This window comes from Thiobacillus denitrificans (assembly GCF_001530125.1).
GTDB lineage: Bacteria > Pseudomonadota > Gammaproteobacteria > Burkholderiales > Thiobacillaceae > Thiobacillus > Thiobacillus denitrificans_C.
On sequence record NZ_LDUG01000039.1, the window covers coordinates 19,702 to 30,519 of the forward strand.

Genomic DNA, 10,818 nt, shown 5'->3' on the forward strand with positions numbered 1-10,818 from the left:
ACGATAAGCCTTTTCGAAAACCGGGCCGGCCCATGATGTCGGCGTAACAACATGAAAAAAACACGGCTTGCCATCATCGGCCTGGGGAATGTGGGACGCCAATGCGCAGAAGCCATCCTGGCCGACCAGGCCAGCGTTCTGGCGGGGGTGGTGAGGCGCCCAGGCGGGCCGCCGGCTTCCTGGTTGAAAGCACCTGCCGTGAGCCACATCAGCGAGTTGAACGAGGTGGATGCCGCGCTCATCTGCGTGCCGCTCGACGCGGTCATGGGGGTCGCGAAAGACCTGCTGCAAAGCCGCATTCCGGTAGTGGAATGCGCGCGCCTCCACGGCGAGGCTTTCCTCGCACACAAGTCTGAAATCCATCGGGCCGCGCTTCATCACAAGGTGCCGGCTGTCGTCGGCGCGGGATGCGACCCGGGCGCGCTCTCCCTGTTCCGCTGCCAGTTTGCGCTGCTGGCGCCCGGCGGGCATACGGAAACCAGCCTCCATACCGGATCAAGCCTGCACCACACGCTGGCCGCTGCAGATATCAAGGGGGTGAGGAAAGCGCTGGCGACAGAACGCAGGTCAATGGGGGGCGCCCTCCAACGCTATGTTTATGTTGAACTGGAACCCTCGGCAGACGCGGATGAAGTGGAGATCGCCATCGTCAACGATCCCCTCTTTCTCGATGAACAGACGCTGGTCTTCCCGGTGCCCAGCATTGCCGCGCTGGAAGAAACCAACCATGGCGTGATGCTGGAACGCCACGCCGCATCGGTAGAAACCGGCCATGCCTCGTTTCTGCTGGAAGCCCGCTACGACGAGGCGGGGCTCGCTGCGCGGATGATGCTTGCCGCCGCACGCGCGTTGCCATTTCTGCAGGCGGGGGCCTATTCCCTGCTCGATCTGCCGCCGGGTGCGCTGTGGGGGGAACAGCGCGCCGCCGCGGAAAAGGAGTGGATTTAAGCAAGTCTTTTTTGATGTCATCAACAGGAGCGCAAAATGAAAACCCGATTCACTGACTTCCATCCCGTCCGTCGCGACCGCATGGTGCAGGAAACCCGGCACGACACCTACAAGGCCAAGCACAAGCTGCCGGAACCCACGGTTTGCCCGCAATGCGGCGCTGTGTTCCACGAGGGGCGCTGGCAATGGCTGTCGAAGCCTGCCCAGGCCCACGAGGAAATGTGCCCGGCCTGCCACCGCATCCATGATGAATTTCCGGCCGGCTATGTGACCTTGAGCGGTTCGTTCTTCAAGGATCACCGAGAGGAAGTGCTGCAGCTGGCCAGGAACGAGGAAGCGCGCGCCAAGGCCGAGCATCCCCTGAAGCGGATCATGAAAATCGAGGATCAGGATGACGGCGTCCAGATCACCACCACCGACATCCATCTCGCCCGCGGTATCGGCGAGGCGCTTCACCATGCCTACCAGGGCGAACTGGAGTATCACTACAACGAGCAGGAGAACCTGCTGCGCGTGGTGTGGGAACGCTAGCAGCCTGTTAGTGGTTTCGTGGCAGCAACGGGATGCCATCGCCGGCCATCCCGTCAAGCAACCAGGGTAGCTTTTAGGCGAGGCCTGCTTCATGCATCCGATCACCTTGCGTTTGCCGGTCAACATGCTGCCGCAACCGGACGAGACGACCTGCGGCCCGACCTGCCTGCATGCCGTCTACAACTATTGGGGGGCGGATGTGCCGCTTCCGGAGGTGATCGCCCGCACCCACAGGATGACGCACGGCGGCACCTTCGCGATCTTTCTGGCCTGCGATGCCCTACGCCAGGGCTTCCAGGCCACCATTTACACCTACAACCTGACGGTGTTCGACCCCACCTGGTTTGTACCGGGGGTGGACATTGCCGAGCGCCTGCAGCGACAGCGCGAGGTGAAACAGGACGCCAGGCTGCGGCATGTCACCGAGGGCTATCTGGAATTTCTGCGCCTCGGCGGGCGCCTGCGCCTGACCGATCTTTCGCGTCCCCTGATCCGCGGCCTGCTGCGCCGCAATCTGCCCATCATCACCGGCCTGAGTTCCACCTACCTGTATCGCGCAGTGCGGGAATACGGGCCCGACGACGCGCCCGACGACATTCGCGGCTTGCCGTCCGGGCACTTCGTCGTGATCGCGGGCTACGACCGCAAAAAGCGCACCGTGCTGGTAGCCGACCCCTACTGGCGGCACCCCTACAGCCCGTCGCACGAATACTGGGTCAGCATCGATCGCGTGATCGGCGCGGTGCTGCTCGGCATCGTCACTCATGACGCCAATCTGCTGGTGATTTACCCGCCCCAGGCGGCGCCGAAGGAGGCCGCGTGAGCATCCTGATCGTGGTCGACAATCCGCGCGACTGGCCGCTCGACCTTCCCGGGGTGAGCGTGGTTTCGGCGCGCACCTACCTGACCGATCCCGCCTATGGCGAGGGGCGTTCGGTCAAGGTGTTCAACCTGTGTCGCTCCTATCGCTATCAGAGCCTCGGTTACTACGTCTCCCTGCTGGCCGAGGCGCGCGGCCACAAGCCGCTGCCGAGGGTGAGCACGATGGAGGACTTGAAGTCGCAGAATCTGGTGCGGCTGCTGACCGAAGATCTCGACGCGCTGGTGCAAAAATCGCTCGCCCCCATCAAGTCGGACACGTTCGAGCTCAGCATCTATTTCGGCCGCAACGTGGCAAGCCGCCACGATACCCTGAGCCATCAACTCTTCAGCCTGCTGCAGGCGCCCCTGCTGCGCGCCCATTTCGAGCGGCACCGCGACCAGTGGCGCCTGCGCAGCGTGCGCGCAATCGCCGCCAGCGACATCCCGCCATCACATCAGGATTTCGTGGTGGAGGCCGCCACCGCGTATTTCATGGGCCACCGACGGCACGCGCACAAGCGTCCTGCGCCGCGTTTCGACCTCGCCATCCTGCATGACCCCGACAACGCGGAATCGCCTTCCAACCCGCGTGCGCTGCAGAAATTCGAGAAGGCCGCGGAGGACGTCGGCCTCGCCGTGGAATTCATCACCCGCGCCGATCTTGCCCGGCTGCCCGAGTTCGATGCGCTGTTCATCCGCGACACCACCTTCGCCAACCACTACACCTACCGCTTTTCGCGGCGGGCGAGCGCGGAAGGCCTGGTGGTGATCGACGATCCGGACTCCATCCTCAGGTGCAACAACAAGGTTTATCTCGCCGAACTGCTCAGCCGCCACAACATCCCCGCGCCGCGGACGCTGATGGTGCACCCGGACAACGTGGGCCAGATCATTTACAGCCTCGGGCTGCCATGCGTGCTGAAGCAGCCGGACAGCTCGTTTTCGCTCGGGGTGGCCAAGGTGGAATCAGAATCGGAATTGCTCGTGAAGGTGAACGAACTGCTGCAGAAATCGGAACTGATCGTCGCGCAGGAATGGCTGCCCACCGAGTTCGACTGGCGCGTCGGCATCCTCGACCGGCGGCCGCTGTTCGTGTGCAAGTACTTCATGGCCGCCGGGCACTGGCAAATCGTCAAGCGCGAGCCCGGCCGCCGCGGCTATGAAGAAGGCCCGGTCAAAGCCGTGGCGGTGGCCGAAGCACCGGAAGAAGTGGTGAAGATCGCCCTCAAGGTAGCCAACCTGATCGGCGATGGCCTCTACGGCGTGGATATCAAGCAGGTGGGCAACCGCTGCTATGTCATCGAGGTCAACGACAACCCCAACGTCGACGCCGGCAACGAGGACGGCGTGCTGAAGGATGCCCTCTACCGCGAGGTCATGGGCTCGTTCGTGCGCCGCATCGAGGCGCGCAAGCGGGTGAACGCCTGATGCGTGCCGCCCCCGCGCTGCATGCTTTTACAGGCTACGGCATCGAACTGGAATACATGATCGTGGACCGGCAAACCCTTGCGGTCATGCCGCTTGCCGACAGGCTGCTGCGTGCCGCTGCGGGTGAAAGCGCATCGGATGTCGGGCGCGGGCAATTTGGCTGGTCCAACGAAATCGTGCTGCACCTCGTCGAACTCAAGAACGTCCGTCCCGATCCCGCGCTCGAACCGCTGGCTGCGGGTTTCCAGGCCGAGATCAACCAGATCAACCGCCTGCTGCACCCCCTGGGCGCGCGGCTCATGCCCACCGGCATGCATCCGTGGATGGATCCCGCCGCCGAAACGCGTTTGTGGCCCTACGAAAACGCGCCCATCTACCAGGCCTACGACCGCATCTTCGGCTGCCACAAGCACGGCCAGGCCAACCTGCAGAGCATGCACGTCAACCTGCCCTTCGCCAACGATGACGAGTTCGCCCGCCTGCATGCCGCGGTGCGGCTGCTGCTGCCCATCCTGCCGGCCATTGCCGCGAGTTCGCCCATCGCCGACGGTCAGCCCAGCGGCTATCTGGACACCCGCATGGAGGCCTACCGCACCGCCGTCCGCAGAGTCCCTTCGGTGATCGGCCAGGTGATCCCAGATACGCTCAGCAGCCGCGCCGAATATCAGGCGCAGGTGCTGGCGCCGATGTACCGCGACATCGCCCCGCTCGACCCCGAGGGCGTGCTGCGGCACGAATGGCTCAACGCGCGCGGCGCGATTCCGCGCTTCGACCGCAATGCCATCGAGATCCGCGTGATCGACGTGCAGGAATGCCCGCAGGCCGACCTCGCCATTGCCGCTGCCGCCACCGCCGTCATCCGGGCACTCTACGATGGCAAACTCTCGTCGCTCGCTGTGCAGCAAGCCATCGTCACCGATGCCCTGGCTAAGATCCTGCACGCCTGCATCCGCGACGCCGATCAGGCGGTGATCGACGATGCCGGCTACCTGCGGCTGTTGGGTTTTGCGGATCGGCAATGCCAGGCCGGCGAACTGTGGCAGCACCTTGTCGAAATGACCGCGCTGGGGGATGCCGGGCCCTGGTGCGAACCGCTGCGCGTGATACGGGAACACGGGCCGCTCGCCCGCCGCATCCTGCGCGCGGCCGGCAGGGACGTTACGAAAGCGCGTCTGCACGCAGTCTACGAAGACGTGTGCGACTGCCTGGAAACAGGACGCCTGTTCGTCGACTGACAGGCCATGGCCAAACCGGATTACGTCCTCATCACCTGCGAGCATGGCGGGAACCGCATCCCGGCCCGCTACCGCCCCCTGTTTGCGGGCTTCGATGCTTTGCTGCAAACCCATCGCGGCTACGATCCCGGTGCGCTTGCCCTGGCCCGGCAGATGGCCAAGGCGCTGACGGCGCCGCTGTTCGTCTCCAGCACCAGCCGCCTGCTGATCGACCTCAACCGCTCCATCGGCCACTCGCACCTCTACTCCGAGGCCACACGTGGCGTGCCGGCCAAGGTCCGCCGCGACATACTGGAAAAGTATTATTTGACTTACCGCAACCAGGTCGAGGCGCATATCGCCGACGCAATTGCGCACGGCAGCCGGGTGATCCACCTCTCCTCCCACAGCTTCACGCCGGAACTCGACGGTGCAATCCGCAACGCCGATGTCGGCCTGCTCTACGATCCGGCGCGGTCTGGCGAACTTGAATTGTGCCGCCGTTGGCAGACCCGGCTCAAGGCCCGGGCGCCAGAACTGGACGTGCGCCGCAATTACCCCTACACCGGCAAGTCCGACGGATTCACCGCCTACCTGCGACGCCGCTTCCCGGCTGACGTTTATGTCGGCATCGAGCTGGAAATCAACCAGAAGCATGTTTATAAAGGGGGGCGCCAATGGCACGCATTGCGCAGCCAAGTAATCGGGTCTTTATGTCAGGCAATCACAGCGGGCTAGCGGGTTGTCGGATTTAAAGGGACCGCGGGAGGCGCAGGTCCTGATTTGGCTTATGCTTGAAACGGGAGCTTGCTATCCTGATACATGAAGCAGGTATTTACAACCGTACATGAGCAGGAGGTTCGATGGCACCCCTTAACCAATCCCAGCTTGATAAATTGGCCAAGAAACTGAACGAGGATAACCAGGCACTGTTGCGCGAAGTGCGCAATGAACTGGAAAACTCGGGCGACCAGCATCGCATCGACCTGCTCAACCGTGAGCCCGGCGACACCGGCGACGAGTCGATGGCCAACGCCCTGGCGGACTTCAACGTGGCGATTCTCGACCGCCATATACAGGGCATGCGGGACATCGAAGCCGCCTTCCAGCGCATCAAGGATGGGGAATACGGCGTGTGCACCGACTGCGGGGACGACATCGACTTCAAGCGTCTGCAGGCCTTTCCGATCGCCAAGCGCTGCATCGTATGCCAGGAGAAACGCGAAAGGGAGTATGCGCAGGAAGGCCACCCGAAAATGTGAGCCGGCCGCCGCACGATCGAACCGAAGTGGACATTGCGTGATGCCGGAACCAAAAGACGATCTGCCTCAACTGATCCGCAGCCTGCACGATCCGGCCTGCTACGACCACGCGGCCGGTCCGGTCCGACTGATCGAGACCCATATTTCCTGGGTTCTGCTCACCGGCGAATTCGCCTACAAGATCAAGAAGCCGCTCGATCTCGGCTTCCTCGATTTCAGCAGCCTCGACAAGCGTCTGCACGTCTGCTGCGACGAAGTGCAGCTCAACCGGCGGCTCGCGCCCGCCATTTATCTCGACGTTGTCCCCATCACCGGCACCCCGGCCGCCCCACGCGTCAACGGCACCGGCGAGACGTTCGAGTACGCCGTGAAGATGCGCCAGTTTCCGCCGGACGCCACGCTCGACCGGCTCGACGCCCAGGGCGGAATGACCGCGCAACACGTCGACGCCATCGCCGCCACCGTCGCCCGCTTCCATCGCGAAGGCTGCGCGCGTGCCACGGCAGACAGCCCCTGGGGCAGCCCGGAAAAAATCTGGCAGCCGGTGGCGCAGAATTTCGTGCAGATTTCGTCGCGCCTCGACGACCCGGCTGATCGGCAGAACCTCGATGCCCTGCAGTGCTGGAGCGAAGCCGAGCACGCCCGGCTCGCCCCGCTAATGGCCGCGCGCAAGCGCGACGGCTTCGTGCGCGAATGCCACGGCGACCTCCACCTCGGCAACCTCGCCTGGGTCGACGACCATCTACTGGTGTTCGACTGCATCGAATTCAATCCTGAGCTGCGCTGGATCGACATCCAGTCCGAGGTCGCGTTCTGCTACATGGACCTGCTGCAGCGCGGCCATGCCGACTGGGCCTGGCTCTTCCTCAACGGCTGGCTGGAACGCACCGGCGACTATGCAGGGATCGCGCTGCTGCGCTACTACGCGGTGTACCGCGCGCTGGTGCGCGCCAAGGTAAGTGCAATTCGCAGCGCGCAGACCATCGAAGCCGCGCTCGCCGAGGTGCGCTCGCTGCTGAAGCTGGCAACGACGCTGACACAGATCCCGCTCCCGCGCCTCGACATCACCCACGGCCTGTCGGGTTCCGGCAAGACCACCGTCACCCAAAAACTGCTGCAGACCCCGGGCGCCATCCGCCTGCGTTCCGATATCGAGCGCAAGCGCCTGGCCGGGCTCGACGCCCTGGTGCGCAGCGGCTCCGGCGTCGGACAACAGCTCTACGCGGCCGACGCCACCCCCCGCACCTATGACCACCTGGCCTGTCTGGCCGGCGCGGTGCTCGACGCCGGCTGGCCGGTGATCGTCGACGCCACCTTCATCGCACGCTGGCAGCGCGACCTGCTGCGCGAACTGGCGCAATCGCGTGGCGTGGCGTTCCACATTCTCGATTTGCAGGTTCCCGTGGCGACCTTGCGTGAACGGATCATCAAGCGCGCACGCGAAGGAAGCGATGCCTCTGAAGCTGGTCTCGACGTGCTGCAGCATCAGCTTGATACCGAGGAAGCGCTCGCCGCCGATGAAAAGGCAGACGTCGTCAGCGTCGGTGGGTAGTTCCGTGTCGCTGCACAGACCGTATCTGAAATGCTAGCTGCACCTGATTGATTTGATGCACATCCTGCCGGTGGATAGGAAACGCATGCTCAGGCAGGCCGTGGAAAGACTATTTATATTTCAGGTTAACTTGTTGCCACATACTATTGTTTAAATGCAATATTGTGGTCAATTCACTCCCCGACCTGAATCTGCGAGGGACTCACGCCGGCCGACACCAGGTAATCGCGCACATGGCGCAGTTCCTGTTTGGTGCAGGTGTTGCTGTTGTGCGGACGATGGATAAATCCCTCCACCTCGTTCAGGATCACGCGGAAGCTCGCACCGTGGTGAGGCTCCACCCTGGCGCCCAGATACGTCAGCATCGACTCCACCTCGCGCCAATGAACATTGGCACTCACCGGGCCTTCGAAAATGGACCGCAACAGACTCTCGTGTTTGTGACTCATGGCAGGTCCCCACATGAAACTGACGCGCTTTCAGCATAGAACCTGAGCAGCCACAACGCGAATCGCGCGGTTGCTTTCTTGACGCGCCTACGTCGGCGATTCCGGCTGCCTATACTGCATTTCCCCGATCGTTTGCCTGGCTGTACGCGATGGCCGCGTCAGGCAGACGACATCGCAGACGGCCCGAATCCGCGACAGCCGTCCGCCTGCATGCTTCGCGGAATGTGATTGGACAAGGAGAACAGCATGAGCACAGTCGTGAACGAAGTCCTGTCAGCCAACCAGAACTATGCTTCCAATTTCGGCGACAAGGGCATCCGCAACTATCCCCTGGTGCCAGGCGACCTCCCCATATACGGCTAATCTATGACGTGAAAAGCGGTAAGCTGATCGAGGTGCCGGCCGCCACCGAGGCAGGCCGGGCGCGATAGCAGGTGCGGATGGCGGCGGTTGGCTCAAGCGGCCGCGCCACCCAGCCACACTTATCGCGGCACCACGCGGGCGTTCTCGCCGCTGCCTTCAACCCGCACGCGCATGCCTTCGCGCAAGCGATTGTCGATCGGCTGCGTAATCGTCACGCGGCCCCCGGTCACCATGTTGACGGTGATCCGCTGCGCATCTTTTTTGGAGATTTTGCTCTCGGCATAGGTGCCTGCCACGCCGCCGATTACCGCACCCGCCACCGTGGCGGTGGTGCTGTCGCCCACCCCGGCGCCAAGCAGGCCGCCTGCAACCGCGCCCACGGCCGTCCCCACGCCAAGCTTGTAGTTGTCATCCACTTGGATGTTTTCTACTTGCGCAATGGTGCCGTCGCGATCCGACTGGCTCGCCGCCGTACTACTCGTCTCGCCATATTTCGTTCCACCCAGGCTGCCCATTTCAGCGCAGCCGCCCACCAGGGCTACACACAACAATAATGGCAATGCAATCCGCTGATTCATGGTCAAACTCCTTCTTAATCTTGGAGTGTTCAGTCTAGTAAATAATTTGCCGCAGTCCGCCTCTTCACACCGGCCGCGGGATGCGAGGCCCGGTAAGATGGGCAGAAATGGTTCATGACTTTCAACATAGAATCCCCACAGACGCCCTGCCCCCTCAATCCACACGTACAGAAAACTCCGCTCATGAACGATCTGGCACAACAACTCGGGCTATCCTTCCTGGCCGCCTCCTGGCTTCCCCAGGTGCTGATGGTGATTGTCGCGGTCATCGCCATCAATATCGGCGCCTACTACCTGCTGCGCCATATCGAGAAAGTCGCCGCGCGCACCTCGAACGTGTGGGGCGACGCCCTGATCAGGGCCGCCCGCAAACCCCTGACGCTCATCGTCTGGGTGGCGGGCGTGGCCTTCGCCCTTCAGATCATGCATGAGCACAGCGGCGCACCGGTCTTCGCTTTTGTCGTTCCCACCCGGGACACGGTCATCGTCGCCGCGCTGGCCTGGTTCCTGCTCAAACTGATCAGCCACGCCACCCAAACCATCATGAGCCGTAGCGCGGCGATGGAGGATGCGCTGGACTACACCACGCTCGACGCGCTCTCCAAACTGGGCCGATTCACGGTCGTCATCATTTCCGCGCTGGTCATCCTACAAACCCTGGGATTCAGCGTGTCCGGCGTGCTGGCCTTTGGCGGCATTGGCGGCATCGCCGTGGGATTCGCCGCCAAGGATATGCTGGCCAACTTCTTCGGCGGCCTGACCATCTATCTGGACCGTCCGTTTGCGGTGGGCGAATGGATCCGCTCGCCGGAAAAGCAGATCGAAGGCACGGTGGAATATATCGGCTGGCGCCATACCCGCGTGCGCGCCTTCAACAAGAACCCGATCTATGTGCCGAATGCCCTGTTCACCACCATCGTGGTGGAAAACCCCTCACGCATGACCAACCGGCGCATCAAGGAAACCATCGGCATCCGCTATGCCGACCTCGACAAAATGGCCGCCATCATCGCCGACGTGAAAGCCATGCTGCAGGTCCATCCCGAGATCGACCCCGACGCCACCCTGATCGTCAATTTCAACGAATTTGCTGCGTCGTCACTGGATTTCTTCATCTACGCCTTCACCAAAACCGTCCAGTGGGTTCACTTCCACGAGGTCAAACAGGATGTGCTGCTGAAAGTCGCGGCCATCATCCAGGCCCACGGCGCGGAAATCGCCTTCCCCACCCGCACCCTGCATATCGAATCCGGCCCGGACATGGCGCAAACGGCCGGCTCGGGGGAGCCTCCCGCCCTAGGCCGGGAGGCTGGCTGACGCAGACAGGCGAATCCGGGCGATTTTGCGGCCACTTTTCCGCCATATGCGCATGAAGCACCTATTAGCTATTAGCGGCCTAATCGATTTCGTCAGGCCGTGCAAAACGCCGCAGCCCAGGCCCACAGCGGGCGCATGCCACCTTCCAGTAGATTCCAATCGAGGTTTGAGTCTGAGCGATCGGTTTTTACCTTGAATCGGAAATCAAAAAAGATTTAGCTTTTGGTGGGGCTGTGGATAGGTGGGAAGGTCGCCGTCAGGCGAGCTATCCACCTATCCACAGCCCCTTCGCTTTACGCTTTTTCTCGGGTCAGG

General features: G+C 62.7%; 11 protein-coding genes. 9 read left to right on the forward strand and 2 right to left on the reverse strand.

All coding sequences use genetic code 11. The features are described from left to right. Positions 1-51: 51 nt before the first annotated feature. From ABW22_RS13635 to ABW22_RS13670, 8 genes are all read left to right on the forward strand, one after another. Complete coding sequence (locus ABW22_RS13635) at positions 52-948, forward strand: hypothetical protein (protein WP_059757809.1); 897 nt, start codon at positions 52-54, stop codon at positions 946-948. A gap of 36 nt (positions 949-984) precedes the next feature. Continuing rightward, the gene (locus ABW22_RS13640; protein WP_059757812.1) at positions 985-1,479 is read left to right on the forward strand and encodes a BCAM0308 family protein; all 495 of its coding nucleotides are present in this window, start codon (positions 985-987) and stop codon (positions 1,477-1,479) included. A 91-nt stretch (positions 1,480-1,570) separates the two neighbouring features. After that, positions 1,571-2,302 carry a C39 family peptidase gene (locus ABW22_RS13645; RefSeq protein ID WP_059757815.1) on the forward strand — a complete coding sequence of 244 codons (732 nt, stop codon included), beginning with the start codon at positions 1,571-1,573 and terminating at the stop codon, positions 2,300-2,302. After that, positions 2,299-3,768, forward strand: coding sequence for a RimK family protein (locus tag ABW22_RS13650; protein WP_059757818.1), 1,470 nt, complete (start codon positions 2,299-2,301; stop codon positions 3,766-3,768). The genes ABW22_RS13645 and ABW22_RS13650 overlap by 4 nt, the downstream gene beginning before the upstream one ends. Beyond that, positions 3,768-5,003, forward strand: a complete 1,236-nt coding sequence (locus ABW22_RS13655) for a carboxylate-amine ligase (protein WP_059757821.1) — start codon at positions 3,768-3,770, stop codon at positions 5,001-5,003. The genes ABW22_RS13650 and ABW22_RS13655 overlap by 1 nt, the downstream gene beginning before the upstream one ends. Before the next feature lie 6 nt (positions 5,004-5,009). Beyond that, positions 5,010-5,720: an N-formylglutamate amidohydrolase gene (locus ABW22_RS13660; RefSeq protein ID WP_059757826.1), complete on the forward strand. Its 711-nt coding sequence runs from the start codon at positions 5,010-5,012 to the stop codon at positions 5,718-5,720. Positions 5,721-5,845: 125 nt separating this feature from the next. Next, positions 5,846-6,244: a TraR/DksA family transcriptional regulator gene (locus ABW22_RS13665; protein WP_059757830.1), complete on the forward strand. Its 399-nt coding sequence runs from the start codon at positions 5,846-5,848 to the stop codon at positions 6,242-6,244. A 40-nt stretch (positions 6,245-6,284) separates the two neighbouring features. After that, a complete protein-coding gene (locus tag ABW22_RS13670) occupies positions 6,285-7,796 on the forward strand; it encodes an AAA family ATPase (protein ID WP_059757834.1) in 1,512 nt (503 codons plus the stop codon). Positions 7,797-7,969: 173 nt separating this feature from the next. Here the strand turns inward: ABW22_RS13670 and ABW22_RS13675 are convergent, their stop codons facing one another. Together ABW22_RS13675 and ABW22_RS13680 are read right to left on the reverse strand one after the other, a co-directional pair. Then, positions 7,970-8,245, reverse strand: a complete 276-nt coding sequence (locus ABW22_RS13675; protein ID WP_059757837.1) for a hypothetical protein — start codon at positions 8,243-8,245, stop codon at positions 7,970-7,972. Between the two features lie 482 nt (positions 8,246-8,727). Continuing rightward, entirely contained in the window at positions 8,728-9,186 is a 459-nt protein-coding gene (locus ABW22_RS13680) for a glycine zipper 2TM domain-containing protein (protein ID WP_059757839.1), read from the reverse strand. Positions 9,187-9,369: 183 nt separating this feature from the next. Here ABW22_RS13680 and ABW22_RS13685 point away from each other — a divergent pair, with 183 nt between their 5' ends. Next, positions 9,370-10,503 carry a mechanosensitive ion channel family protein gene (locus ABW22_RS13685; RefSeq protein ID WP_059757842.1) on the forward strand — a complete coding sequence of 378 codons (1,134 nt, stop codon included), beginning with the start codon at positions 9,370-9,372 and terminating at the stop codon, positions 10,501-10,503. Positions 10,504-10,818: the final 315 nt, after the last annotated feature.

Coding starts and splice junctions, on each gene's coding strand:
- ABW22_RS13635 (WP_059757809.1), top strand. CDS start 52: ATGAAAAAAACACGGCTTGCCATCATCGGCCTGGGGAATGTGGGACGC.
- ABW22_RS13640 (WP_059757812.1), top strand. CDS start 985: ATGAAAACCCGATTCACTGACTTCCATCCCGTCCGTCGCGACCGCATG.
- ABW22_RS13645 (WP_059757815.1), top strand. CDS start 1,571: ATGCATCCGATCACCTTGCGTTTGCCGGTCAACATGCTGCCGCAACCG.
- ABW22_RS13655 (WP_059757821.1), top strand. CDS start 3,768: ATGCGTGCCGCCCCCGCGCTGCATGCTTTTACAGGCTACGGCATCGAA.
- ABW22_RS13660 (WP_059757826.1), top strand. CDS start 5,010: ATGGCCAAACCGGATTACGTCCTCATCACCTGCGAGCATGGCGGGAAC.
- ABW22_RS13665 (WP_059757830.1), top strand. CDS start 5,846: ATGGCACCCCTTAACCAATCCCAGCTTGATAAATTGGCCAAGAAACTG.
- ABW22_RS13670 (WP_059757834.1), top strand. CDS start 6,285: ATGCCGGAACCAAAAGACGATCTGCCTCAACTGATCCGCAGCCTGCAC.
- ABW22_RS13675 (WP_059757837.1), bottom strand. CDS start 8,245: ATGAGTCACAAACACGAGAGTCTGTTGCGGTCCATTTTCGAAGGCCCG.
- ABW22_RS13680 (WP_059757839.1), bottom strand. CDS start 9,186: ATGAATCAGCGGATTGCATTGCCATTATTGTTGTGTGTAGCCCTGGTG.
- ABW22_RS13685 (WP_059757842.1), top strand. CDS start 9,370: ATGAACGATCTGGCACAACAACTCGGGCTATCCTTCCTGGCCGCCTCC.